The following is a 24,508-nucleotide window of genomic DNA, read 5'->3' on the forward strand; positions in this document are numbered from 1 at the left end:
CACCATCAGACGGCTATACAGCAACCTGCGGTGCTGAACCATACTCCCCGCGCTGCCTAATTGTTCACGGGCGTAAAAACAGCGTTGTGCCATACCAAACTTTTCCAATAAAATATTTTTTCAGAACCTGACAGTGCTGCTATTTCATAGAATGAAGAAACAATATAAATATTTCATAAAACATCCAACAAAAGTAACCGTAAGTAATCAAAAACGGACGATGCCTAAAAAAACTTTTAAACCTTATCTGACTACTGCATTTTTCTTCCAGCAAATCCAACAATTCCTGTCGTTCTGATTCAGTACAATTATTCTGAATTTCGGTTCTTAACATACCGATAGCTTTCTTAATATGAACTTTCCAACCGTCCACAATTAATCTGTCGCCGTATGTTATTTTCAATCCATTCATCACCATCACGATATAGAAATACATAACAAGAAAAATGCCAACCATTGCAGCGACGGGGTGACTGTCACCTAATGACCGTACCGAAAATACCGCCAGTAAAAGCCATGCTGAATGGTAATTCAACGCTTTATAGTAATCAGTAATCTGATTACTGAGTTCTTTAATCCTATCTTTAAAATCCATTTTACTTTTTCACCTTCAAGGCCGCCAAACGCTCGGCAATCCGGTTATTGCGGCTCAAATCCTCCAGCTCTTTCAACTTGGCCAACTGTGCCGCATCGCTGCTGTTGTACACCGCATTTTGCTTGCCCATGATGCGGTCGAAGGCATTGCCGCTTTTTTCAACGTTGCGGGCGATCCGGTTCAAATCGCTGCCGCCGGCCGCGCCGCTTGCACCGGCATTGCTTTGCTGCGCCGTGCGCCACTGCTGCAATTCCTGCTGCATCTCGCGTTTTTTCGCCTGCAAGGCGGCGATAAAACCTTCCAGCTCTTTTTCTTGCGCCGCGCAATCGGCAATGGTGTTTTCCAATATCGGCAGGCGCGCTTCGATGTCCATCTGCTCGGCAATGCCCGCTTCGGCCAAATCGTCTCGGCCTGCGTCCACCGCCGCCTGCAAACTGTCGCTCAGCGTTTCGTGTCGGTTGCTTTCGTCGGCCATTTTCTTGGTAGCCAGATGTTTCTGCGCCAATACCCGTCCCAACTCCGCGCGCACTTCATCCACTGCCCGCTCGATTTCGCGGATGCTCTCGTTCATCACCGCTTCGGGTGCCAGATTTTCCGCCGCATCCAGCACGGCATGGAATCCGCCGCTCACCAAACGCCCTACTCTGCGTGCCAAGGTTTCGCTCATTTTTCTATCCTTTCCTATTTCCGTTACCGCTTATGAATTCGCCTGACGCACAATCGCCGCCAGCTTTAAAGTGTTTTCCAGTTCTGCCAAAACGCCATCGTCATACGCTGCGCCTTTGCCGGTTACCGCCAACTGCAAAATGCTGTCGGTCAGCCGCACGATGCGCCACATCACTTCGCGCTCGTATTTTTTCAAATCTTCCAAACCGGTTTGCTCCGGCAAATCGGCCGCCAAAGTGGCGCTCAAATCGGGCAACAGCTCGAACAAGCGCGCCAGGATGTGGGAATGCACCCCCAATTCTTTTTCCGCATGCAGCACATCGTGCTTGGCCGGCTGGAAAAATTCTTCTACCGTATGCAGCGCCGAACCGTAATCGTGCGCCTGGCTGTGTTCGATACGCGCCCGCTTTAATAATTCGCGGATTTTCTCCGAGGGCGTATTCGCGCCTTCTATTTTCAAATTGGCAATAAAATCATATTCTTCTTGATCTATGCGGACACTCAGCGGTATGCGTGTATTTCCTGACATATTCAAAAACCTCTTTTTGTATTCATTTGAATACATTTATACAATAAATGATTTCAAATTGCAAGTGTTTTGCAAAAATAAAACAAAAAAATGCCTGTCTGAATCTTTTTTCAGACAAGCATTTTTTTATAGGGATTCAATTATTTCGATAGAATACGGCAAGCGTAAACAGTAGCATTAGTTTAGTACGGAAAGGCACAGCAACACTGTAGCGAAAGTTAAGTTAATCCGCTAGATTTAGGAATATCGTTTTTCTACCGGATAAACCGCCCTCTTGAACAGCGGATAGTCATAATACATTTCAGACAGGCATTTCGTTTAGAATGCCTGTCTGAAACATTAATGTAAGAATACAAAGCAACGGCAAAATCAACCGGCGTTACGTTTGTTGTCCAACGCCCATTTGCCGCCGCCGGCTGCGGATAAATAGAGAAAGACGAAACAAAACAGCGCCGCTGCTTCACCGCGGTTCAAGAAGGGAGCCGCCACATTACCGTTTGGAATGGCATGGCCGACAAAATACGCCACGGCCATCATGCCGGATAAAACAAATGCAACCGGGCGGGTGAACAAACCAAACAGCAGCAACAGCCCGCCCACTACTTCCAATATACCGGCCAACCCGTAAAGCGACATGATTTGCAATCCGTCGAACATCGGGGAATGCGGAAATCCGAAAAGCTTTGAGGTGCCGTGCAAGGTAAACATATAAGCTGCCGTAATCCGCAAAACGCTCAGTAAAACAGCTTGCAAGTCGGCCGGTTTGAATGTAGTCATCACTTAAAATCCTTATGGGTTGTTCATATTTGAATTTAATTGCCAGTAGTATATGATGTACAAATCAGGAAATAAACAATCTAACAAACAATACAAAATTTCTTATGAGGAAACATTATGGACACTCTGCTCAGCATGAAAGTATTCTGCCAAGTCGTACAAAGCGGCAGCTTCACCCGCGCCGCCGAACACTTGGACATTTCGCTGCCGATGGCCAGCAAACACGTCGGCCATTTGGAAAAAACCATACAAGCCCGCTTGCTTTACCGCAACAAGCGCAACCTCAAGCTCACCGAACAGGGCGAACGCTATTATCAGGATTGCCTGTTGGCGCTGGATATTCTCGAGCAAGCCGCCAATCAGGCCGGCGCCGGCATCAGCCAACCGCGCGGCCTGTTGCGCCTCACCGCACCGGTTTGGTTTTCCAATCCCATCTTCGCCGGCTGGCTGGCCGAATTCCAAGCCCGTTATCCCGAAGTGGAGCTGATGCTCACGCTAACCAACCGCAGCGTCGATCTCAATAGCGACGGCGAAGATCTGGCCTTGCGTATGTCGCGCCAATTGGCCGAAAACGTTATTGCCAAACCTTTGGCCCAGATTCCTTTTTATCTGGTGGCCTCACCCGCCTATCTGGCCAAAGCCGGCATACCGCGCACCCCTGCCGAGCTTTCCGCCCACTACGGCATCCTGCCCAGCTATACCGACATCCTGCAAACACCGTTCAGCCTCAACGGCCATACCGAAACACTGGACCTCAAAACCAAAGTACGCAGCAACAACACCTTGATGAACTACCAGCTGACGATGGCCGGCGCAGGTATCGGCTATCTGCCGCAATGGCTGGTGGACGACGATTTGAAAAGCCAACGCCTCGTCCGCCTGCTGTCCGACTACCACACACCCGCCATTCCCTTATATGCGGTTTACACCAGCCGCGATTTCCTCAGCGCCAAAGTACGCTGCTTTATCGACTTTATCGCGCAAAAAAGCAGTGATACGGTTTGATTCCGCTTTTGCGCCGTACCGCCGTTTTTGTTTTCAGACAGGCATACCCGCGCCCAATGCCGCCGATGCATGAATAATGGATACAGCGGCTGGACAACACCCCTCCGTTGCCCTATTCTTGCGCCTGTAACGGCACGAAACCCATACATCATGCCCGCAGTGGAACGACCCATTTTCTAAAAAAGGATACCGCCATGAAAATCGCCGCCAGCAAAGGCACCGAATTCGCTTTCGAATCCGAATTCCGCGTGATGGACATCGACATGACCGATTTCACCAACGTCTGCGCCGTGATTGCCACGGTAGAAGATCTGCCGGCGGTATGGGAAGAAATCGAACGCTTGGGCTTCGGCATACCGATTTTCGCCGCCGTCGAATACGGCCAGAGCGTGCCCGCCGAATGGCTGCCGGAAGTATACGGCGTGATCGAACTCTCGCTCGACCAGAAATTCTATAACGGCCAGCTCATCGACGCCGCCGCCGCCGACTACATCGACGCACTCGACCCGCCGTTTTTCCGCGCCCTCAAAGACTACACCGATTACGGCAACGCCGCCTTCGACTGCCCCGGCCACCAAGGCGGTCAGTTTTTCCGCAAACACCCTTCCGGCCGCCGCTTTTTCCTCTATTTCGGCGAAACCCTGTTCCGCGCCGACTCCTGCAACGCCGACGTACGCCTGGGTGATTTGCTGATACACGAAGGCCCGGCCTACGAAGCACAGGCCCATGCTGCAAAAATCTACAACGCCGACAAAACCTATTTCGTGCTCAACGGCACCTCGTCGGCCAACAAAGTCGCCATCGGCGCCCTGCTGGCCAAAGGCGATCTGGTCTTGTTCGACCGCAACAACCACAAATCCGTGCACCAAGGCGCATTAACACTGGCCGGCGCGCTGCCCGTTTACATGCAAACCGCCCGCAATGCCTACGGCTTAATCGGCGGTATTCCTTCCGCCGATTTCGACGAAGCCTCCATCCGCGCACGTATCCGCGAAGTCGCCCCCGATCGCGCCGACCAAGAGCGCCCGTTCCGCCTGGCCGTAATCCAACTGGGCACTTACGACGGCACCATCTACAACGCCCGCCAAGTGGTCGACCGCATCGGCCATCTATGCGACTACATCCTGTTCGATTCCGCCTGGGTCGGCTACGAACAATTCATCCCGATGATGCGCGACTGCTCGCCGCTGCTGCTCAACCTCACCGAAAACGACCCCGGCATTCTGGTTACCCAATCGGTACACAAACAACAAGCCGGCTTCTCGCAAGCCAGCCAGATTCACAAAAAAGACAACCATATCAGCGGCCAGCCGCGCTATTGCAACCACAAGCGCTTCAACAACGCCTTTATGATGCACGCCTCCACCAGCCCGTTCTACCCGCTGTTTGCCTCTTTGGATGTCAACGCCAAAATGCACGAAGGCAAAGCCGGCGAACTGATGTGGCGCGAGTGCGTGCTCGGCGGCATCGAAGCGCGCAAAATGCTGCTGCAAACCTGCAAACTGATCAAACCCTTTATTCCGCCGATGGTCAACGGCAAAGCCTGGCTTCATCACAACAGCGAAGACATGGTCGACGACATCGCCTTTTTCCGCTTCGACAAAGACGCTGCCTGGCACGATTTCGACGGTTATGCCGACGACCAATATTTCATCGACCCCTGCAAACTGCTGCTAACCACCCCCGGCATCGACCGCGAAACCGGTAATTACGAAGAAACCGGCATCCCCGCCGCCGTGTTGGCGCATTATCTGCGCGAGCGCTCGCTGATTCCGGAAAAAGCCGACCTCAATTCCATCCTTTTCCTGCTCACCCCGGCGGAAAACATGGCAAAATTCCAACATCTGGTCGCCACCATCGCCCGCTTCGAAGAACTGTACCAAGCCAACGTAGCGGTTTCCTCCATGTTGCCCACCTTGGTGAAAACCCATCCGCAATACCAAAACATGCGCATTCAGGATTTGTGCCGCAAAATGCACGATTTCTACCGCAAACACCAGCTAAACGTATTGTTGCAACAAATGTTCCAGCGCGAGCACCTGCCCCGTGTCAGCCTGGATCCGCACCGTGCGCACGATGCCTACATCCGCAACCAAATCGAGCTGGTGCCCTTATCGGAAATCGAAGGCCGCATCGCCGCCGAAGGCGCATTGCCCTATCCGCCCGGCGTATTGTGCATCGTGCCCGGCGAAATCTGGGGCGGCGCCACCCTGAAATACTTCCGCGCACTGGAAGAAGGCGTCAACGAGTTGCCCGGATTCGAGCCGGAAATCCAAGGCGTATACTGGGAGCGCGACGGCAACGGCCGCAAATACGCCACCGCTTATGTATTAAAAAACAGTTAAATAGCCGCATCACTTTTGCCTGTCTGAAAACATTTTCAGACAGGCTTACACAAATTAAAGTACCGCTCGCGTATAATGCAGCCCATTTATCACTCTGCATGAGAAAGAAGCTTACCGATGAAACCCACCCTGAAAGCCGGCCTGATTGTCTTAACAGCCGCCTTTTCTCTCGCCGCCTGCAAGCAGGAAGTCAAAAACGCCTCCGCTTCCGGCGCATCCGCCGCTACTTCTTCATCCGCCCCCGCCAATACCGCTATTGCCGGCTTGGAAACCCCTGCCAAACAAACCGGCTATGCCTTCGGTGCCCAAATTGCGCAACAAATGATTACCCCGTGGAAAAGCCAAGGGATTGCCATCGATTCCGCGCTGGTATTGGAAAACATGAAAAAAGTAGCCGACGGCGGACAACCTTCGGTAACCCCTGACGAAGCACGCAAATTTATGGGCGAGCTGGCCAAAAGCATGCAAGGCGCCGCATCCGACGCCGCACCCAAGCTCACACCCGAGCAAAGCAAAACCCTCAGCATCCTGATGGGCGCACAAATGGGCAATGCCGCCTTCGGCGTCAAAAACAACGGCTTGAGCTTCGATCTCGATGCCTTCGCCCAAGGCATCAGCGATATCGCCGATGGCAAAGCCACCAAAATGACGCCTGAGCAAATGGATGCCGCCATCAAACAAGCCGAGCAAGCACACGCCGATGCCGCGGCAAACAGCCCGGAAGCCAAAGCCAATCTGGAAAAAGGCCAGGCTTTCCTGAAAGAAAATGCCAATAAAGAAGGCGTTAAAACCACCGCCTCAGGATTGCAATACAAAATCACCAAAGAAGGCAGCGGCAAACAACCGCAAGCCACCGACGAAGTAACCGTCGACTACACCGGCAAGCTGATTGACGGCACCGAGTTCGACAGCGGCAAAAACATCTCCTTCCCGCTCAACGGCGTCATCCCCGGCTGGACCGAAGGCCTGCAACTGATGAAAGAAGGCGGCGAAGCCACTTTCTACATTCCCGCCGAACTGGCTTACGGCAAGCAACAGGCCGGCGAGAAAATCCTGCCGAATTCCACTTTGGTATTCGATGTCAAGCTGGTGAAAGTCGGCAAATAAAATCTTTGTTACGCCCCGATCAAAAAGGTGTTGCTGTTGAAACCAAACAGCAACACCTTTTTTACCGGCAAATTTTTTCAGACAGGCATAGACCTTTGCAAAAAAAACTTTTTAATCCTGAATTTATTGATATCTCGTCATACTCGGGCTTGACCCGAGTATCTGATTTTTCTTTAAAAACAAAAAATGCTCGGCTCAAGCACGAGCATGACGCAAGTGTTTAAAGTGTAGAAAAGAGTTTTGCAAAGGTCTCAGGCATTTGCTTTGATTTATTGTTGTATGGCTAAGAATGCCTGTCTGAAAATGTTCGGAGTCTGCCATACTCGCGCTTAAACCGAATATCTGCTCTGTCGGCGTAAAGAACAAAATAATGCATACACACCATAAAAAACCGGGCTCCGCCATCCGCAGAACCCGGTTTTTACCAATGCCTGTCTGAAAAACCGATATTGATTTTTCAGACAGGCATATTGATTTAATGGTCGTGTGCGCCGGAAGCGCCGATACCGGTCATGGAGCGTACGTATTGTGCCTCGAAACCGGCTTTGTCTCGCTTCGCCTGCTCAGAATGATCGGTAACCGATACGATCCAAGCCACGATAAAGCCGAGCGGAATGGTGAAGATGGCCGGGCTGCCGTAAGGGAAAACGGGTTTTTCGTTGCCCAATACCGCCACCCAAACACTCGGGCCCAGAATAATCAGCAGCAATGCGCCGAACAAACCGGCCAAACCGCCTGCCACTACGCCGCGCGTGGTCAATCCCTTCCAGAACATCGAGAGCATCAGCACCGGGAAGTTGGCCGACGCGGCAACCGCGAATACCAAACCCACCATAAAGGCCACGTTTTGGTTTTCAAACACCAAACCCAAAATAATGGCCATCACGCCCAAGGCAACGGTAGCGGCTTTCGATACGCGCATTTCTTTTTCCGGCGAAGCCTGGCCTTTACGTAAGATATTGGAATAAATATCATGGCTTACCGCCGAAGCGCCGGCCAGCGTTAAACCGGCCACCACCGCCAAAATGGTAGCGAAGGCAACGGCTGAAATAAAGCCCAGCAATAAATCGCCTCCGACCGCAGACGAGAGGTGTACCGCCGCCATATTGGTGCCGCCCACCATTTCGTAAACGGTTTTGCCGTCTTTAAGCATTTCGGTGAAGAACTGCGGGTTGTCTTTGGTTAAGAAAATAATCGCGCCGAAACCGATAATGCCGGTGAGCAGGAAGAAATAGCCTACCAAACCGGTGGCCACCACCACCGATTTACGTGCCTCGCGGGCATCGGGAACGGTAAAGAAACGCATCAGGATATGCGGCAGGCCGGCGGTGCCGAACATCAGCGCCAAACCCAGCGATAGCGCGTCTATCGGATCTTTCACCATTCCGCCCGGCGCCATGATGGCTTCGCCTTTTTCATGAATGGCCGTCGCCTGTTGGAACATATTTTCCAAGCTGAAACTCGAGTGCTTCAATACCATAAAGGAAATCAGTGTGGCACCGCCCAACAGCAACACGGCTTTAATCATCTGCACCCAAGTGGTGGCCAGCATACCGCCGAACAATACATACACCACCATCAACACGCCTACCAATACCACGGCGGAAAAATAGTTCAAACCAAACAGCAATTGGATCAGTTTGCCCGCGCCCACTACTTGGGCAATCAGATACAAAATCACGATCAACAGCGTACTGGTCGCCGCAAACGCCCGTACCGGCTCCTGCTTGAAGCGGTAAGCCGCCACATCCGAGAAGGTAAACTTACCCAGATTGCGCAAGCGCTCGGCAATTAGGAACAATACGATCGGCCAGCCTACCAGAAAACCCACCGAATAAATCAAACCGTCGTAGCCGCGCGCGAATACGATGGCCGATACGCCGAGGAAAGCGGCGGCCGACATATAATCGCCGGCAATCGCCAAACCGTTGCGCGTACCGGAAATCCCGCCGCCGCCGGTATAGAAGTCTTTGGTGGATTTGTTTTGCTTGGCCGCCCATTTGGTGATAAACAGGGTGGCGCCGACAAACAGCAAAAACATCACGATGGCCGTCCAGTTAGTGGCCTGTTTTTCCACTTCGCCGCTGATGGCATCGGCGGCCCATGCTTGCGCCGCCAGCAAACCGGTTGCGGCGAACATCAGTTTCTTCATCATGTTTATTCTCCGAATACTTCTTGAACCACTTCTTGGGTTATCTTTTCGAATCTGCCGTTGGCGATATAAACGTAAATACCGGTAATCACAAAAGAAAACACGATTACGAATATACCGATGTAAATGCCCCAAGTCGTTACGCCCTCGGCGCTGACCTTGGCGGCAAATAAATGCGGGTTGGTACCGATAACCAGAATGAATGCGGCGTAAACAAAAAACATAACGGCGGAAAAGGTCCAACCGAGTATGGATTTTTGTCTGGCCATGGCTTTGAATTTCGGATTAGACAACACCTTTTGAGCCAGCTGCTGCTCATCGTAAGATGTCGGAATCGGTGAATGAGGGGTGCTCATCTTGACTCTCCTTTGTAACTAGTGGCAAAAAAATTGTTTTTATTGAGAATGCGCAGGCATCGCCACAACTTCCAAAGCTGTGCCTTTGCCGACATCTGTTTGCCTGATTTGAGATGATGCTTTTGCAAACTGCCCGATTGCCCGTTTCCCCTGTATCGGGCGGGTGGTTTGCGGTGCCGCACTTCGTTGAGTGCATGCTATTTGATTATTTATCCTCTATTTCGCTGCTGAAACAGCAGCTTGGGAAATTTAAACCGCTCGTTTGATAATTAGCTAATTTTTTTTCATGATGGATTCAATCAATTTTTTTGATGAAAAAACATAATTAATTGATTTAAATAAATTTAAAATATAAAAACGCGCAAAAATACAGGTTAAAAAAGTTTAAATTTCTTTAATTTAACCGCCCATTATGCTTAAATTTCAATCATTTTTTGCCAATGAGCCACCGAATTATTAATAAAGAAAATGCCAAATTGATCAAATGACACCCGAATCAAAGCCGGCAAAAAAGCGCCAGCACTTGGGCTTAAAGCCGCATCGGCAAGTTGCAAAATGGTTTAAAATAAGCACCTTTATTTCCTACCACAGCCCGCATCTACCATGAATATCCTGCAAGCAGAAAACCTCTCGTTCGCCGTCGGCCATGTCGCCCTGCTCGACAAAGCCTCGTTCCAGCTTAACAGCGGCGAAAAAGTCGGCCTGATCGGCCGCAACGGCGCGGGCAAATCATCACTGCTGAAAATTCTGGCGGGCGTGCAAAAAGCCGACGACGGCCAGCTGATTCTGCAAAACGGCCTGAAAACCGTGTATGTGCCGCAAGAATCGTTTTTCAACCCCGAAGAGAGTGTGTTTGACGTAGTGGCCGAAGGTTTGGGCGGTCTGCGCGACATCCTGCGCCGCTACCACCGCATCAGCCGCGAGCTGGAAAACGGCACCGACGATGCCTTATTGAAAGCGCTGCACGAGGTGCAAACCGAATTGGAAGCGCAAAACGGCTGGCAATTCGATGCCGCCATCAAGCAGGCCGTCAGCGAACTGAGCCTGCCTGAAAACGAATTGATCGGCAACCTTTCCGGCGGCCAGAAAAAACGCGTGGCGCTAGCGCAAGCGTGGGTGCAGAAGCCCGATATCCTGCTGCTCGACGAACCCACCAACCACCTCGACATCGACGCCATCATCTGGCTGGAAAACCTGCTCAAAGCCTTTGAAGGCAGCATCGTGGTCATCACCCACGACCGCCGTTTTCTGGACAACATCGCCGGCCGTATCGTCGAACTCGACCGCGGCACGCTGCGCTCCTACCCCGGCAGTTTTTCCAAATACAGCGAGAAAAAAGCACAGGAGTTGGCCGTCGAAGCCGAACACAACCGCCTGTTCGACAAATTCCACGCCCAAGAAGAAGCCTGGATACGCAAAGGCATCGAAGCGCGCCGCACCCGCAACGAAGGCCGCGTGCGCCGTTTGGAAGAATTGCGCCGCCAACGCGCCGAGCGCCGCAACGTGCAGGGGCAGGTGAATTTCAAACTCGACAGCGGCGAGAAAAGCGGCAAAATCATCGCCGAGCTGGAACACGCTTCGTTCCAATACGGCGACAAAGTCATCATCGATAAATTCTCCGCCGTAATCCAGCGCGGCGACAAAATCGGCTTAATCGGCCCCAACGGCATCGGCAAAACCACATTTTTAAAGCTGATTTTGGGCGAATTGCAGCCCACCTACGGCCGCATCCGCATCGGCAGCAAACAGGAAGTGGCCTATTTCGACCAGTTCCGCAGCGCGCTCAACGAAAACGACACCGTGTTCTACACGCTCGGGCAAGGCAACGATTATGTGGAAATCGGCGGCAAGAAAAAGCACGTGATGAGCTATCTGGAAGACTTTTTATTCCACCCCGCCCGCGCACAAAGCCCCGTTTCCTCACTCTCCGGCGGCGAACGCAACCGCCTGCTGCTGGCCAAGCTGTTCACCAAGCCCGCCAATATTCTGGTGCTCGACGAGCCGACCAACGATTTGGACATCGACACGCAAGAGCTTTTGGAAGAGCTGTTGCGCGATTATCAGGGAACGGTGTTTCTGGTCAGCCACGACCGGATGTTTTTGGATAACGTGATTACGCAAAGCATTGTGTTTGAAGGCGAAGGCCGTCTGAAAGAATACATCGGCGGCTATGAAGACTATCTCGATGCCAAAAAACGCGAACAGGCTTTCCAAACGGCCTCAGCGCCCAAAACCGACAAACCTTCCGAAAACGAAAAAACCGAGCGCAAAGCCAACCGCACGGTCAAACTTTCCTACAAAGAACAGCGCGAACTCGACGCCCTGCCCGAAGAAATCACCGCCCTAGAAAACGAACAGGCCGAACTCAACACGCAGCTTTCCGACCCTGAAATCTTCAAAGACTACGAAAAAGCCGGCACCCTGCAAACGCGCGCAGAGGAAATCGAAATGTTGCTGTTGGAAAAACTGGAACGCTGGGAAATATTGGAAAACAAGCAAAATGCCGGCAACCGTTAAAACCAGCCACCAACCGTACACAATGCCTGTCTGAAAAAATAATCCGGCACCACCGAAATAAAACGATGATGACTATACCCGTTTCCCTTACCGTTTTAGGCTGCGGCAACGCCACCGGCGTACCGACCGCCGGTTGCCGGTGCGCCGTCTGCCGCAGCCCATCGTCCCGCAACCAGCGTTTGCGTTGCAGCGCCCTCTTCAACATCGGCGGCCAGCAATGGCTGATCGACAGCGGCCCCGACCTGCGTCGGCAAGCACTCGCAGCAGAATTGGATCAAGTAGACGGCGTACTCTACACCCATCCCCATTCCGACCACATCAACGGCATCGATGATTTGCGCGCCTATTGCGAGCGCCTAGAAACCCCGATACCGGTATATGGCAACCCCGCCACCCTCGCCGCCCTGCACCACAGCTACAGCTACGCCTTCCTGCCGCCCGGCCAGTTCTGGCACCGCCCCGTACTGTTGCCCAACCTCCTGCCCGACGCATTCACCGTCAACCGCGTACCCGTATCCGGCTACGACTGCCCGCACGGCCGTATGCAAAGCACGGTCTACCGCATCGGCAATATCGCTTGGGCCACCGACATCAGCGCCCTTACCCCCGAGGCCGAAGCCGGCTTGGCCAGTGTGGAATACCTGTTTCTCGATGCCCTGCGCGAAGCCCCCTCCTTCAGCCACCTCAGCATGGAACAAGCCTGGGAAACCGCGCAACGGTTGGGCGCCCGCCAAACCTATCTGATCCATATGGACCACACCGTCGATTACCACGTTTGGAATGAACGCTGCCCGTCAGGCATCGCCCTGGCTTACGACGGTTTAACCGTACACACCACATTCGCCTGCCCCGCCTAGCCTTAATTTTTCAGACAGGCATTTGCCCGCAAAACGTAAAAAAACATCAAAGCACCGGGCGGCCGGCTGAAAAAATACCATCCCGCCCCATCTTAAGGGTCATCCGACCAACCGATTAAAAAGGAGATTTAAGATGTCCGCACCCCGATTGGCCAAATTACACCGCTCTTACAACAACCGCATCATCGCCGGCGTAATGGGCGGCATCGCCGAATACCTCGGCTGGAGCCCCTTCCTCACCCGCCTGCTGTTCGTCATCATCTCCTGCGCCAGCGCAGCCGTACCCGGTATTTTGATTTACTTAATCCTGTGGTTTATCATGCCCAACGCACAAAGCAGTTCTTATCGTTAAACTGACATTTCAGACAGGCATTCACCAAACACCGAAGCCATCAGGTTTCGGCGTTTTTTATCACACGTCCAATCAAAGCAATAGCAGATACTCGGATCAAACCCGGGGATGACGTAGGTAGTTAGTTGAAGATGTCCAAAGCAATTTTGCAAGGTCTCTGCCTGTCTGAAAGATTTCTTCAGACAGGCATTGTTGATTAAATCAACTTTAAAAAGTATTCGCCAAAAGGTTTTGCAACCGTTGAACAAACCCCGACTATATGCCGAATATTCCGAATCGGGTCTATCACGGTATTCGCTTAATGTTTGCTGCGGTGCTACTGTGTATTCACAATCCTTTCCATGCTCCGGCACAACAAAAATTCATGAAAATAATGAAGTTGGGACTTTAGCCCAATCTACGCTTGCTATTAAAAATCTCGATTCCGCCTGAAACTGCACCATCATAAGAATTGCCTTTACTGTTTTTTCACGGTCTTGTTCCTGTTTGTCTTTAAAGACTTACCAAGTACAAACCTACCCAATAATACAAACGGCAACATCACAACCGATACCCAGAAGAAAAATTTTGGATAAATCCGTTTTCCCTCTATAGATTGTTGCGCTAAATATTGCGAATCACTTAAGTTATCTATAATAAAATATTTTTCCCCATCAGATTTAAACTCCCCATACAATAAAACTTTAGATCTTGCATTGTTAATATCTAATAGTTTAATCTTTTTAGCATATAGAGTTCTGCCTTGATAGATATTGCACAACTGTCTTAATCCCAAATTGCAATCCGCAAAATATACCCCTCCGCTACCGGATATTCGCATACTTGCATCATAGGCTTTACCAACAATCTGCACTTCTGCCAGCGCTATCTCTATTTCCTTGGCAGTCGTATTTTTGTTGGCAATTAAATCCCAACCAACCACAAAAACTGAAACTACTAAAAAAATTAAAACAGCACAAAATAGCATTAATAAATAGTCATATAATTTTTTCATGCGCTCCATAAATAATCTCCGTCATCACTCCTTCCTTCAGGCCTTAATAAAGACTGCCCAGTACAAAATTATCTTCGTCCGTTTTTAAATACCTTTCAAAATAAATTTATTGAACAGACTGCTGTTTTTCAAAAAAGCGGCAATTTTTTCATTATTCTCAACAAACCCAGCAATTACTTCGGGATAATCCAAAATATTTTTATCTTCTTCAATAATCTTTCTCAGTTTCTCGGCAAATTGAGAAGGGTCTTTAGGGGTGGCAATTACTTCATACCTCAACCAATATTCCCCTTTTAAAATGGTTCTAACATTAAAATAATATCGGAAAGAATTATTCGGGGTTTGTGGATTAAATCTGATAAAACTATATAGATAACGGCCTGAAGATTCCGGGAAAGTTTTTATGCACAAGAACTCCATCACTCACTGGGCTAGCTTTATATAAATCCACATCATTTTTATAAGCTAAATGCTGCTCTTTTACTCTTACACTTTCATGAAATAAATATGCAAACGGATCTGTTTTAAGCAGTTGTTTTTCCTGCTCACTCAATGGAGAGGCCGGATACATAGTAGCCATCTTGCTATTTTGCTCTGTTGCACACTCAAGTTTTGCTGGGAATTCTGGTTGAGAAAAAGCCAAACGTTCAACGCGCAGATCGATAACATTTGCAGTAGTTTTACTCTGCTCTTGGCTTCTAGGCACGATTTCCGATATGCCTGTTATCACACAACTGGGCAATGATATAGGCAGCTCATTATCAGAAACCTTTGATTTCAAATAAACGGTTTGAATGCTTGTATCCCCATTATTTCCTTTATCCGATACCTGCTCTTTTCCACACGCTGAAAATGCAAAAAGACATACCAAAGCGATGCTTACTTTTTTAGAGAGCAAACCAGCCCCATTACACCTATGAGCAAATCTTGCAAATTTCATAATCATATTAAAATATCCATCTAGCAAAGGCACAACCCAATTCTTCTTAAACCTCATTTTATACAACTTATATATTCAATATAATAACTATTTAATTTTAAACAAATATTTAAAAAAATACTCTTCCATCAACAATGCCTGTCTGAATAATATTTTCAGACAGGCATTGTTGATGGAAATTAACTTTAAAAAGTATTTGCCCAAAGATTTTGCAACCGTTGAACAAACCCCGGCCATTTTTTCAACCCAACCTACGTTTACTTAGCCATAAGCATAAAACAGCAGATCTATATCTAATTAAGAAATCACAAACCTTACCAGTCATTTGAAAATAAGCCTTTTGAATTTACATCAACGCAAACCAAGAAGCTATTAAGGAAAAGTATATATTCAAAATCCCCGTTATTTCTATAGTAAGCCAACGTTGTTGGTTTAGCAACTCGACATCATTATTTATTTGGAGTTTTTGTTTTATCTTCAAACAAACCTACCGCTAAACATTTCGTAAAAGTGATGAATTCGATCTACATCTGCTAAAAGTTTTTCCTACTTCAAAGCTACCTGAAGCTACGCCAACAGCATTTCCTACAAACCCAGCATCTGCTACTTTTGTATACTAGGAAAACACAGTAACATTAACAAATACTCATCCCAATCTCCTTAAATAATACTCAACCATACTTACGATTAACCGACACTTTTAAAATCAGCAAAACCAAAGGTACAAAAAATAGAGGAAAAACAGCTATAGAAAGCAAATTCTGACGACTTCTATACCAATCAAGTAAATCGTCCCTCCTATCCCTGTTATCAATAACAAACTGCCTTTTATTTGAAAAATCCTCCCCTTCAACATATAGAACAATACTGATATCTTTTTCTTTACTTAAGCGTAACAATAACAATTTGGAGGCAAACAACTGCCGATTGTCCCGAATCGTACAAATCGTATCAAACAGTCCTGCACAACTTGCTTTATATCCATTATTTGCCTTATCTATCCACAAAGAGCGCGCGTATGTTCTTCCTACTACCGTAACGTAAGCATTTTTTAGTTCGACTTCTTCAAATTCATACCTACCCAAAATGAGCGGTATACCATCCAAAGAAATGTAAAGGATATTGATACTTAACCCTAGCGCCATATAGTAAATAAGGTGTGTTATTCTTATTTTCTCCTTAATAAAATTAAAAATTTTATTCTTAATTATCCCCCCCACCTTCACCCTCCATCCCTTTTTCAGATGAACCCAATACTGCAATAAAATATATGCCCAGCAATACCACCAATTAACGGTAATTGTGATTTGACAATTCTATATTGGCCTGAATATCCATTTGTCTACTCCTCATTTAAACTAAAAGCGCTTGCTTATAAAAGAATCTAAACCCTGCATTGGATTTATTTTCATGTAGAAATTAAACCGTCCTTTTTTCTTCTCGCCATGAATGGTAATGTTTTGATTAACAACACCACTATAGCTACATTTTATTTCAGTACATTGCATACCCATTTGTGAAACTACCTTCCTAATATTGTTCGGAGAACTATCTCCATTTAATTTCTCCTTAATAACAAATTTAAAATTAACCGGGTTGTTTGGATAAACTTTTACAATATAACTACTTATCTGATTATCAGGCAGTTGAGAAAAATCCACTTTCATAGTAGGCATCCCCATATCACAAGCCATCAGAAAAACAATTAGATTCATACAAATCATTAATTTTACAAATTTACCCATATTTCCTCCTATCAAAGTCAAGACAAAAAATTATAGGCATTCTAAAAAAGCAATGAACCTACTTAACCTATCAAAAGCCAGTGTAGATTGAGTTAGAAATCCAATATCATTAATTTCTTGAAGTTTTATTGGATCTACAAACCAACCTGCCGCAAAACATTCCGCAAAGTGTAGAGCTCAAGAACCCAACCCATATCTGTGCATCTTTTGATTTAAAAGTTATTGACATAATCAGCTCCTATTTCATTATCAAAAGAAAAAACAATTACCACTCTAAAGATACCCAGTCCACTTCTCACCTGAACTTATCTTTATTCTTATAAGAATAAACACAAAAAACAGCAATAAAAGACATTACCAAAAATAATCTTATAAAATATTGATCATATTTCAATAATCTAAACTCACTCAAATACTCCTGCTTACCCAATTGAAATTCGCTAACATTTTCTTGAACATCTCTCCAAACCATATGTTTAACAATAACAATATTTTCTGAGTTACGATATAAGCCACTCAAAACTTTATCCATTTCAAGTTTATTCACCTTTATCGGAAATTTATTTTCACAAAATTCCTTACCTCTATAATCCACAAGGTTTCTACAGAATGCGATATATTGTTTCTTTTCATATTCAAAGGAAATTCTCGATCTTTTTCCTCCAAAGTAATGCAATTGAACATTTTCTGCTTTTATATATTTTTGCTGTATAGGAGTTAAATAAGAAGGAGAAAGTAACGCTATTAATGCCCACAAAATAAGTAGAAAAATATTCAACAAAATATAGGTGGATTTTTCCATATATAAATATTCCCGATGATTATTACTTATTCAAACAAAATAACTATCTAATCCTAAATTTACTACCTTAAAATCAATCCGTATGTCTTCAAGAATTTTGCAAAAGTCTCTGCCTGTCTGAAAACCTTGCTGCCTCGTCCAAGCACGCAACACCGTCTTTCCAAACAACCGCCGGGCGCAAAATGGCTTCTGTTTTTGCCGCTGCGGTATAATGCCGCCAGCCCAACCTTTCCGATTTTCCCGCATGAACCGCCTGCTGCTTGTTGTTCTAACTCTCTTGCTGGGCGCCTGTCAAATCCTGCCGGATCTGAGCCGGCGCAGCACCAGCTCCTACCTCGACCTGCCTGCTTCGCCGCAATTGCAAAATGCGTTGCTGCCGGCAGGCACGCCGCCTGCCGAGGGGGCACTTTCCGATATTTATCTGCTCGATGATCCGCACAATGCTTTCGTCGCCCGCGCCGCTTTAATCCAATCGGCACAGAAAACGCTGGATATCCAATACTATATCTGGCACAACGACATTTCCGGCAAGTTACTGATTCAAATGTTGCGGCAGGCGGCGCAACGCGGGGTGCGGGTGCGTTTGTTGCTCGACGATAACAATACGCCCGGCCTGGATAATCTGCTGGCGCTATTGAATCGGGAGCCGAATATCGAGGTTCGCCTGTTCAATCCTTTTGCCAACCGCAATTTCCGCGCGCTGGGCTATCTTACCGACTTTCCTCGCCTCAACCGGCGGATGCACAATAAAGCGCTTACCGCCGATAATCAGGCGACCATCCTCGGTGGGCGTAACATCGGCGACGAGTATTTCAACGTTACCACCGATACGGGGTTTGCCGACCTCGATATTCTGGCTCTGGGCCCGTTGGTGGGCGAAGTTTCCGCCGATTTCGACCGCTATTGGGCCAGCGGCTCCAGTTATCCGTTTGAATGGATTGTGTTACAAGCCGATGCGGATAAAGGGCTGCGTGAATTGGAACAGGCGAAAACCGAAAAGCAGGCGATATTGGCCAGCTACCGGCGCGAATTGCAGCATTCGGATTTGTTCAGCGATATTCGTGCCAACCGTATTCCGTGGATACGCGCCCCCGCCCATTTGATCAGTGATGATCCGGCCAAGGGTTTGGCCCGGGATAAACATAAACCCGATATCATCAGCCGGATTAACGAAGCGCTGCAATCGCCTAAACGTGAGCTTTATATTGTTTCGCCTTATTTCGTTCCCACCAAGCCGGGGTTGCAGGCACTCTCACTGCTGAGCGAGCGCGGGGTACGTATTACGGTGCTAACCAATTCTTTGCAGGCCACCGATGTGGCGGCGGTGCATTCGGGTTATGCCCGCTACCGGCGCGATTTGTTGAAATCCGGCATCCGTCTGTATGAGCTGAAAGCGACTCAGGCGGTACCGAAGGTAAAAGACCGCGGTTTAACCGGCAGCTCCGCCACGAGCCTGCATGCGAAAACTTTTGTGGTCGACCGCGAGCGGGTGTTTATCGGTTCTCTCAACTTTGATCCGCGCTCGGTTCGTCTGAACACCGAGATGGGCGTGGTCATCGAAAGCGCTCCTTTGGCCAATGCGATGCAAACCAGCTTGGAGGAAACGGTACCGCTATACGCTTATGCCGTTACTTTGGATGATAAACAGCGCCTGCAATGGCAAGATCCGGAAAACGGCGCCGTCAGCCGCAAAGAGCCGCAGGCACGTTTCTGGAAACGGGTGGCCGCCAAATTGTTATCGTTTCTGCCGATTGAAGGTTTGCTGTAATTTTTGCACGACAAGGTAGATAGAAACTTTTGCGGGTCGTTGGACTACCTTAAAAACACTTGCCTCATGCTCGCGCTTTGCCCGAATATGACGGTATTTAGGTCTTTCAGACAGCCTTAATGAGTTTCGCTAAATTCAGATAGTGAATTTCCTGAAATGCCCGCGTTGCCCTTCTGATTTTGTTTTACGATAAAATCCGGTTTTTTCTCTAACACGAAGACCGGGAGACATGCCCCGACACGGCTTCAACATGAAAACAACCGATTCTCCCGCCCTGCTGCGCTATCTACCCGGTTTATCCGTTGCATTAGCCGGTGCTCTGCTGGCCAATCTGCTGAGTCTGCCGATTCCTTGGCTGCTCGGTTCTTTATTGCTGAGCGCCGCCGCCAATCTCAAAGGCTTGCCGGTTAAAGCACCCGCCGCCGGCCGAAAAATCGGTGTCTGTATTATCGGACTGTCGCTCGGTCTGTATTTCACGCCCCAAATGGTCGAAATCTTGCTGTCGCACTGGCCGCTGTTGCTGTTCGGTACGGCATTCGCGTTACTGCTGGGTATCATCGGCAGTCGGATTCTCTACCGTTATGCCGATGTCGACTTCCGCACCGCTTGGTATGCTTCTACGATAGGCGGTGCCAGTGAAATCGCTTATCTGGCCGACCGAAGCGGCGCACAAGCCGCCAAGGTAGTATCGGTACATTCGCTGCGGGTGTTGCTGGTGGTAACCATCATTCCGTTTTTCTACCAATATATGGGCTACCACGATACCGATTCCGACCGCCTCAATCAAAACGCTGCGTTGCACTGGGGCGGTTTATTGTTGTTGTTTGCTTTTGGCTATGTGTTCGCCCGCCTTTTCGAATGGCGCAAATGGTCTAATCCGTGGACCTTCGGCCCGCTCTTCGCCGCCCTGCTGCTTACGGTCAACGAAATCCATCTCTCCGCTATCCCGCCTTCGGTTTCGCATATCGGCCAACTTCTGATCGGCTGGTCGTTGGGCAACCGCTTCGCCCCCGGCTTTTTCCGCAGCGCTCCGCGCTTGCTGGCAGTGGCGGGCGGCAGTATCTGTTTGTCGCTGTTGCTCACCGCCGCCACCGTTTATTGCTTGTCGCAACTTACCACAGTACCGCTGCCCACTTTGGGTTTGGGGCTTGCGCCCGGCGGTGTGGCCGAAATGACCATTACCGCAAAAGTATTGCATCTGGGCGTTCCGCTTGTTACCGCCCTGCACGTTTCGCGTTTGATTATCGTAGTCAGCACTGCCGGCATGCTGTGCCGTTTTTTTGAAAAGCGAATGGCGAAACCTGCAAAAACCTAAATCGGCAATCATTGCCGATAGGCCTGTCTGAAACCCATATTATGATCCATATCTTTCTTTTCAGACAGGCATTCCCATATCTCCCTATTCATTCAGATGACCAAATCCCGTGAATCGGGTATGCTTAATGCCTATTCATCCGAACAATAACAAACGGGGAAAATCCGATGAGTATCAGACATTGGCCGCAAGGCGAGCGGCCGCGCGAAAAATTATTGGCGCAAGGGGCACCGGCTTTGAGCGACGCCGAATTACTGGCTATTTTACTCAGGGTGGGTACGCGGGGCATGAGTGCGGTGGATTTGGCCCGCCATTTGTTGGCCGAATTCGGCGGGCTTGGCCGGCTGATGAACGCCGGTTTGCCGGAATTGGCCAAACACAAAGGCATGGGCTTGGCCAGCTATGCTCAATTTGCCGTGGTGTGCGAAATCGGGCGGCGGGTATTGGGCGAGGAATTACGCCAACAGACGGTGTTCGACCATCCCCAGCGGGTCGCCGACATGCTGCGGCTGCAATTGGGACACGAAACCGTCGAAGTCTCGCTGGCCTTGCTGCTCGACACGCAAAACCGGCTGATTACCCAAATCGAACTCTCGCGCGGCACGCCGGCGGAAAATACGGTCTACATACGCGAAGTGGTGAAACACGCGCTGCTGCACCACGCAACGGCTTTGATTGTGGCGCACAATCATCCGGGCGGCTCGGCCGAGCCTTCTTCGGCGGATCTGGCGTTTACCCGCCGGCTGTCCGAAGCGCTCGCGCTGGTCGATATCCGCCTGCTGGATCATTTTATCGTTACCTCGCAGCAAACCGTTTCTTTTGCACAAGCGGGGTGGATGCCTTCTTTACCTACAGGATAACAAGCATGAATTTAAGCGAAAGCCAAATCAGCTCGGAGCTGGTTTACGACGGTTCTTTTATCGTGATTCAACGTGACCAAGTACGCCTGCCCAACGGCAACGAATCACAACGGATCGTGGTGCGCCACCCCGGCGCCGCCTGTATTTTGGCGGTAACCGATCAGGAAGAAGTGGTTTTTGTGCGCCAATGGCGTTATGCACTGGGCCAAGCCTTGCTGGAATTGCCGGCGGGCAAGCTGGAAGCCGGTGAAGACCCGGCGGTATGCGCACTGCGCGAATTGGAAGAGGAAACGCCGTACCGCGCCGAAGGTGTGGAACTGATGCGCACCTTCTTCACCGCCCCGGGTTTTTGCGATGAAAAAATGTATGTCTACCGAGCCGTCGGCGTACAGGCCGGCAGCCGTTTGCAGCCCGATCAGGATGAGTTCGTCGAAAGCGTTTTGCTCAATAAGGCCCAGGTACGCAAGGCTTTGCAATCGGGCGACATCAGCGACGCAAAAACCATCGTGGCCTTGCAAGACTGGTTGGCCGAGTAAACCAAACCCAAAAGGCAAACAATATGAATACGCTCAAACCGATTCCGATTCCCGCATTTGCTGACAACTATATCTGGCTGGCGGCAAACGAACACGGTGCCATGTGCGTCGATCCCGGCGATGCTGCGCCAGTAATGGCATGGCTGGACGAACACCGGCTTCCCCTGCAACAAATCTGGCTGACCCACCACCACAACGACCACATCGGCGGCGTGGCCGATTTGCAAGCAGCTTATCCCGAAGTACGGGTGTACGGCGCGGCAAATGAAATTGCCGAAGTTACCGATCCGGTTGCCGAAGGCAGCCGTTTGGCATTCGGCGGCCATACGGCCGAAGTGTGGGCGGTGCCGGGGCACACCGCCGGCCATCTGGCCTATCTGTGGCATCTGCCGCAAGGTTTGCAGGTATTTTGCGGCGACACTTTGTTCAGCGCCGGCTGCGGCCGGGTGTTCACCGGCACCCCACAACAATTGTTTGCCAGCCTAAGCCGGCTATCTGCGCTGCCTAACGATAGCTTGTTTTACCCCGCACACGAATACACCGCCGCCAATCTGCGCTTTGCCGCACACATCGAGCCAGATAACGCCGATATCATCCGTGCGCAAGCGGATACGCGCATCCCTACCCTACCGGTAAGCTTGCGGCACGAAAAAGCCGTCAACCCGTTTTTGCGCACCGCCCTGCCGCAAGTACAAGCGCGGGTAGCCGAATTGGCCGGCGGCGGCTTGGCCGGCGAAGTTGAAGTTTTTCGCGCCATGCGCGAATTAAAAAATCATTTTTAGTTTGCCATTCATAAAATGCCTGTCTGAAAATATTGCTTTTTTCAGACAGGCATTGTTGATTGAAACGGATCTTTCCCGTTTTGATGGTTAACGACAATACATCAGGCATTTGTTTTTATGAAACTTTCCGAGTTTACCGCTTCCCATTTCGCTGCCGCCGTAGCGGCCCTGTTGGTGTCTTACGGCAGCAGCGCCGTGATTGTGTACCAAGCAGCGCAAAGTTTCGGCGCCACATCCGAACAAATGAATTCCTGGTTTACCTCGCTCGGCCTGTGCTGCGGCATACTCACTTTATGGTTCAGCATCAAATCGAAAGTGCCGGTGATGTTTGCCTGGTGCACACCCGGCGCGGCCTTGATGATAGGCATGAGCGGCATTTCGCTGCCGCAGGCGGTGGCTGCTTTTATGTGTGCCGGCGGGCTGATGCTGCTGGTATCGGCCAGCGGCTGGTTCGACCGGCTGGTACGCCTGATTCCTGCTACACTCGCCTCCGCCATGCTGGCGGGCATATTGATTAATTTCGGCAGCCGCGTGTTTGTTTCGATGCAAACGCAAACCCTGCTGGTGGTCTTAATGCTGGCCACTTATCTGCTGGTGCGCATCCGTCTGCCGCGTTACAGTATTTTGCTGATGCTGGCGGTGGGCTTTCTCTATACCGCCGCGGCCGGCCTGCTGCAAACCGATAAACTGGCGGCCGCTGCTCCGGCTTTGCAATGGGTCAACCCCGAATTTCACTTAGGTACCATTATCAGCGTGGGCGTGCCGTTGTTTGTCGCAACCTTGGTCGGCCAGAATGTACCCGGCATGGCAGTCATGCGCGCCTATGGTTACGACACCCCCGGCAAACCGCTGATTAACGGCTCGGCCGGCGCCACCTTTCTATTTGCGCCGCTGGGCGTGTTTATGGTTAATCTTGCCGCCATCAGCGCCGCCATCTGTATGGGCAGGGATGTCGATAAAGACCCTGCCAAACGTTATTACGCCAATATCTTAATGGGTGTGTTCTACCTGCTGATGGCCGCTTGCGGCGGCATGGTGGTCAGCCTGTTTGCCGCACTGCCCAATGAATTGCTGACGGCGCTGGCCGGCATCGCCATTTTCGGCACCTTGCAAGCCAATCTGGTGGCGGCCTGGACCGACGAACCTACCCGTGAAGCCTCGCTGCTAACCTTATTGGTCAGCGCATCGGGCATGAGCCTGTGGGGCATCGGCAGCGCTTTCTGGGGCTTGCTGATCGGAGTGGCTGTTTACCATCTGAATGTGAAAACTTCGCGTAAATAAAACAGCTTGATCAAATATTGTTTATACGGCTGGAATGGATTTCAAACCGCTGCCAAACTCATACCGTATTAACCTTTTGAAAACCGAACCGGTAGTATTCACGGTGTAAAAGGTACAACAGGAAAGTGTTGGAAAACCAACTACTTTTTGCCGTTATAAGCTACGCTATCAATATAGTCAATTAAAATAAGAACTCCGTAGCAATGCAGTCATAAAATCTCCCACGG

The 24,508-nt window shown here is 49.6% G+C and carries 24 protein-coding genes; 12 read left to right on the forward strand and 12 right to left on the reverse strand.

All coding sequences use genetic code 11. The features are described from left to right. Positions 1 to 139: 139 nt before the first annotated feature. The 4 genes from Q4C79_RS08415 to Q4C79_RS08430 all read right to left on the reverse strand — a co-directional run bounded on the left by Q4C79_RS08415 (position 140) and on the right by Q4C79_RS08430 (position 2,567). Entirely contained in the window at positions 140 to 595 is a 456-nt protein-coding gene (locus Q4C79_RS08415; protein WP_303090573.1) for a hypothetical protein, read from the reverse strand. Between the two features lies 1 nt (position 596). Next, positions 597 to 1,262 carry a PspA/IM30 family protein gene (locus tag Q4C79_RS08420; protein ID WP_303090574.1) on the reverse strand — a complete coding sequence of 222 codons (666 nt, stop codon included), beginning with the start codon at positions 1,260 to 1,262 and terminating at the stop codon, positions 597 to 599. A 30-nt stretch (positions 1,263 to 1,292) separates the two neighbouring features. After that, positions 1,293 to 1,790 (reverse strand): hypothetical protein, encoded by a 498-nt coding sequence (locus Q4C79_RS08425; RefSeq protein ID WP_303090575.1) that lies wholly within the window; start codon positions 1,788 to 1,790, stop codon positions 1,293 to 1,295. A 369-nt stretch (positions 1,791 to 2,159) separates the two neighbouring features. Next, positions 2,160 to 2,567 (reverse strand): DoxX family protein, encoded by a 408-nt coding sequence (locus Q4C79_RS08430; RefSeq protein ID WP_303090576.1) that lies wholly within the window; start codon positions 2,565 to 2,567, stop codon positions 2,160 to 2,162. 117 nt (positions 2,568 to 2,684) lie between these two features. Between Q4C79_RS08430 and Q4C79_RS08435 the strand changes: the two genes are divergently transcribed. The 3 genes from Q4C79_RS08435 to Q4C79_RS08445 all read left to right on the forward strand — a co-directional run bounded on the left by Q4C79_RS08435 (position 2,685) and on the right by Q4C79_RS08445 (position 7,024). Continuing rightward, entirely contained in the window at positions 2,685 to 3,572 is an 888-nt protein-coding gene (locus Q4C79_RS08435) for a LysR family transcriptional regulator (protein WP_303090577.1), read from the forward strand. Positions 3,573 to 3,766: 194 nt separating this feature from the next. Next, on the forward strand, positions 3,767 to 5,917 hold the full coding sequence (gene speC, locus Q4C79_RS08440) for an ornithine decarboxylase (RefSeq protein ID WP_303090578.1): 2,151 nt from the start codon (positions 3,767 to 3,769) through the stop codon (positions 5,915 to 5,917). A gap of 117 nt (positions 5,918 to 6,034) precedes the next feature. Continuing rightward, positions 6,035 to 7,024 carry an FKBP-type peptidyl-prolyl cis-trans isomerase gene (locus Q4C79_RS08445; RefSeq protein WP_303090579.1) on the forward strand — a complete coding sequence of 330 codons (990 nt, stop codon included), beginning with the start codon at positions 6,035 to 6,037 and terminating at the stop codon, positions 7,022 to 7,024. 475 nt (positions 7,025 to 7,499) lie between these two features. On the opposite strand, the gene Q4C79_RS08450 is transcribed toward Q4C79_RS08445, so the two are convergent. After that, entirely contained in the window at positions 7,500 to 9,179 is a 1,680-nt protein-coding gene (locus Q4C79_RS08450) for a cation acetate symporter (RefSeq protein WP_303090580.1), read from the reverse strand. Between the two features lie 2 nt (positions 9,180 to 9,181). After that, positions 9,182 to 9,532 carry a DUF485 domain-containing protein gene (locus tag Q4C79_RS08455; protein ID WP_303090581.1) on the reverse strand — a complete coding sequence of 117 codons (351 nt, stop codon included), beginning with the start codon at positions 9,530 to 9,532 and terminating at the stop codon, positions 9,182 to 9,184. A gap of 603 nt (positions 9,533 to 10,135) precedes the next feature. On the opposite strand from Q4C79_RS08455, the gene Q4C79_RS08460 reads away from it, so the two are divergent. From Q4C79_RS08460 to Q4C79_RS08470, 3 genes are all read left to right on the forward strand, one after another. Continuing rightward, complete coding sequence (locus Q4C79_RS08460) at positions 10,136 to 12,049, forward strand: ATP-binding cassette domain-containing protein (RefSeq protein WP_303090582.1); 1,914 nt, start codon at positions 10,136 to 10,138, stop codon at positions 12,047 to 12,049. A 65-nt stretch (positions 12,050 to 12,114) separates the two neighbouring features. Further along, the gene (locus Q4C79_RS08465) at positions 12,115 to 12,906 is read left to right on the forward strand and encodes an MBL fold metallo-hydrolase (protein WP_303090583.1); all 792 of its coding nucleotides are present in this window, start codon (positions 12,115 to 12,117) and stop codon (positions 12,904 to 12,906) included. A 133-nt stretch (positions 12,907 to 13,039) separates the two neighbouring features. Next, positions 13,040 to 13,258: a PspC domain-containing protein gene (locus Q4C79_RS08470; protein WP_303090584.1), complete on the forward strand. Its 219-nt coding sequence runs from the start codon at positions 13,040 to 13,042 to the stop codon at positions 13,256 to 13,258. A 457-nt stretch (positions 13,259 to 13,715) separates the two neighbouring features. Here Q4C79_RS08470 and Q4C79_RS08475 read toward each other — a convergent pair whose 3' ends face one another. From Q4C79_RS08475 to Q4C79_RS08500, 6 genes are all read right to left on the reverse strand, one after another. Continuing rightward, positions 13,716 to 14,261 carry a hypothetical protein gene (locus tag Q4C79_RS08475; RefSeq protein WP_303090585.1) on the reverse strand — a complete coding sequence of 182 codons (546 nt, stop codon included), beginning with the start codon at positions 14,259 to 14,261 and terminating at the stop codon, positions 13,716 to 13,718. 75 nt (positions 14,262 to 14,336) lie between these two features. Beyond that, complete coding sequence (locus tag Q4C79_RS08480) at positions 14,337 to 14,531, reverse strand: hypothetical protein (protein WP_303090586.1); 195 nt, start codon at positions 14,529 to 14,531, stop codon at positions 14,337 to 14,339. 85 nt (positions 14,532 to 14,616) lie between these two features. After that, positions 14,617 to 15,198 carry a hypothetical protein gene (locus Q4C79_RS08485; RefSeq protein WP_303090587.1) on the reverse strand — a complete coding sequence of 194 codons (582 nt, stop codon included), beginning with the start codon at positions 15,196 to 15,198 and terminating at the stop codon, positions 14,617 to 14,619. A gap of 665 nt (positions 15,199 to 15,863) precedes the next feature. Then, positions 15,864 to 16,412: a hypothetical protein gene (locus Q4C79_RS08490; RefSeq protein WP_303090588.1), complete on the reverse strand. Its 549-nt coding sequence runs from the start codon at positions 16,410 to 16,412 to the stop codon at positions 15,864 to 15,866. Positions 16,413 to 16,550: 138 nt separating this feature from the next. Next, positions 16,551 to 16,937, reverse strand: a complete 387-nt coding sequence (locus Q4C79_RS08495) for a hypothetical protein (RefSeq protein WP_303090589.1) — start codon at positions 16,935 to 16,937, stop codon at positions 16,551 to 16,553. 295 nt (positions 16,938 to 17,232) lie between these two features. Continuing rightward, positions 17,233 to 17,739, reverse strand: a complete 507-nt coding sequence (locus Q4C79_RS08500) for a hypothetical protein (protein ID WP_303090590.1) — start codon at positions 17,737 to 17,739, stop codon at positions 17,233 to 17,235. A gap of 244 nt (positions 17,740 to 17,983) precedes the next feature. Between Q4C79_RS08500 and Q4C79_RS08505 the strand changes: the two genes are divergently transcribed. The 6 genes from Q4C79_RS08505 (at position 17,984) to Q4C79_RS08530 (ending at position 24,281) form a co-directional block, all read left to right on the forward strand. Then, a complete protein-coding gene (locus tag Q4C79_RS08505; protein ID WP_303090591.1) occupies positions 17,984 to 19,507 on the forward strand; it encodes a phospholipase D family protein in 1,524 nt (507 codons plus the stop codon). Positions 19,508 to 19,757: 250 nt separating this feature from the next. Next, positions 19,758 to 20,822, forward strand: coding sequence for an AbrB family transcriptional regulator (locus Q4C79_RS08510; protein WP_303090592.1), 1,065 nt, complete (start codon positions 19,758 to 19,760; stop codon positions 20,820 to 20,822). Between the two features lie 167 nt (positions 20,823 to 20,989). Then, positions 20,990 to 21,682, forward strand: coding sequence for a DNA repair protein RadC (gene radC / locus Q4C79_RS08515; protein WP_303090593.1), 693 nt, complete (start codon positions 20,990 to 20,992; stop codon positions 21,680 to 21,682). A 5-nt stretch (positions 21,683 to 21,687) separates the two neighbouring features. Further along, entirely contained in the window at positions 21,688 to 22,218 is a 531-nt protein-coding gene (locus tag Q4C79_RS08520) for an NUDIX domain-containing protein (RefSeq protein ID WP_303090594.1), read from the forward strand. Between the two features lie 23 nt (positions 22,219 to 22,241). Further along, positions 22,242 to 23,000: a hydroxyacylglutathione hydrolase gene (gloB, locus tag Q4C79_RS08525; RefSeq protein WP_303090595.1), complete on the forward strand. Its 759-nt coding sequence runs from the start codon at positions 22,242 to 22,244 to the stop codon at positions 22,998 to 23,000. Between the two features lie 96 nt (positions 23,001 to 23,096). Next, complete coding sequence (locus Q4C79_RS08530) at positions 23,097 to 24,281, forward strand: benzoate/H(+) symporter BenE family transporter (protein WP_303090596.1); 1,185 nt, start codon at positions 23,097 to 23,099, stop codon at positions 24,279 to 24,281. Positions 24,282 to 24,508 lie beyond the last annotated feature (227 nt).

It is taken from the genome of Neisseria sp. (assembly GCF_030523955.1).
Classification (GTDB): domain Bacteria; phylum Pseudomonadota; class Gammaproteobacteria; order Burkholderiales; family Neisseriaceae; genus Neisseria.

Coding starts and splice junctions, on each gene's coding strand:
- Q4C79_RS08485 (WP_303090587.1), bottom strand. CDS start 15,198: ATGATTATGAAATTTGCAAGATTTGCTCATAGGTGTAATGGGGCTGGT.
- Q4C79_RS08510 (WP_303090592.1), top strand. CDS start 19,758: ATGAAAACAACCGATTCTCCCGCCCTGCTGCGCTATCTACCCGGTTTA.
- Q4C79_RS08520 (WP_303090594.1), top strand. CDS start 21,688: ATGAATTTAAGCGAAAGCCAAATCAGCTCGGAGCTGGTTTACGACGGT.
- Q4C79_RS08425 (WP_303090575.1), bottom strand. CDS start 1,790: ATGTCAGGAAATACACGCATACCGCTGAGTGTCCGCATAGATCAAGAA.
- gloB (WP_303090595.1), top strand. CDS start 22,242: ATGAATACGCTCAAACCGATTCCGATTCCCGCATTTGCTGACAACTAT.
- Q4C79_RS08505 (WP_303090591.1), top strand. CDS start 17,984: ATGAACCGCCTGCTGCTTGTTGTTCTAACTCTCTTGCTGGGCGCCTGT.
- Q4C79_RS08435 (WP_303090577.1), top strand. CDS start 2,685: ATGGACACTCTGCTCAGCATGAAAGTATTCTGCCAAGTCGTACAAAGC.
- radC (WP_303090593.1), top strand. CDS start 20,990: ATGAGTATCAGACATTGGCCGCAAGGCGAGCGGCCGCGCGAAAAATTA.
- Q4C79_RS08430 (WP_303090576.1), bottom strand. CDS start 2,567: ATGACTACATTCAAACCGGCCGACTTGCAAGCTGTTTTACTGAGCGTT.
- Q4C79_RS08455 (WP_303090581.1), bottom strand. CDS start 9,532: ATGAGCACCCCTCATTCACCGATTCCGACATCTTACGATGAGCAGCAG.
- Q4C79_RS08420 (WP_303090574.1), bottom strand. CDS start 1,262: ATGAGCGAAACCTTGGCACGCAGAGTAGGGCGTTTGGTGAGCGGCGGA.
- Q4C79_RS08460 (WP_303090582.1), top strand. CDS start 10,136: ATGAATATCCTGCAAGCAGAAAACCTCTCGTTCGCCGTCGGCCATGTC.
- speC (WP_303090578.1), top strand. CDS start 3,767: ATGAAAATCGCCGCCAGCAAAGGCACCGAATTCGCTTTCGAATCCGAA.
- Q4C79_RS08415 (WP_303090573.1), bottom strand. CDS start 595: ATGGATTTTAAAGATAGGATTAAAGAACTCAGTAATCAGATTACTGAT.
- Q4C79_RS08500 (WP_303090590.1), bottom strand. CDS start 17,739: ATGGAAAAATCCACCTATATTTTGTTGAATATTTTTCTACTTATTTTG.
- Q4C79_RS08495 (WP_303090589.1), bottom strand. CDS start 16,937: ATGGGTAAATTTGTAAAATTAATGATTTGTATGAATCTAATTGTTTTT.
- Q4C79_RS08470 (WP_303090584.1), top strand. CDS start 13,040: ATGTCCGCACCCCGATTGGCCAAATTACACCGCTCTTACAACAACCGC.
- Q4C79_RS08465 (WP_303090583.1), top strand. CDS start 12,115: ATGATGACTATACCCGTTTCCCTTACCGTTTTAGGCTGCGGCAACGCC.
- Q4C79_RS08475 (WP_303090585.1), bottom strand. CDS start 14,261: ATGGAGCGCATGAAAAAATTATATGACTATTTATTAATGCTATTTTGT.
- Q4C79_RS08450 (WP_303090580.1), bottom strand. CDS start 9,179: ATGATGAAGAAACTGATGTTCGCCGCAACCGGTTTGCTGGCGGCGCAA.
- Q4C79_RS08445 (WP_303090579.1), top strand. CDS start 6,035: ATGAAACCCACCCTGAAAGCCGGCCTGATTGTCTTAACAGCCGCCTTT.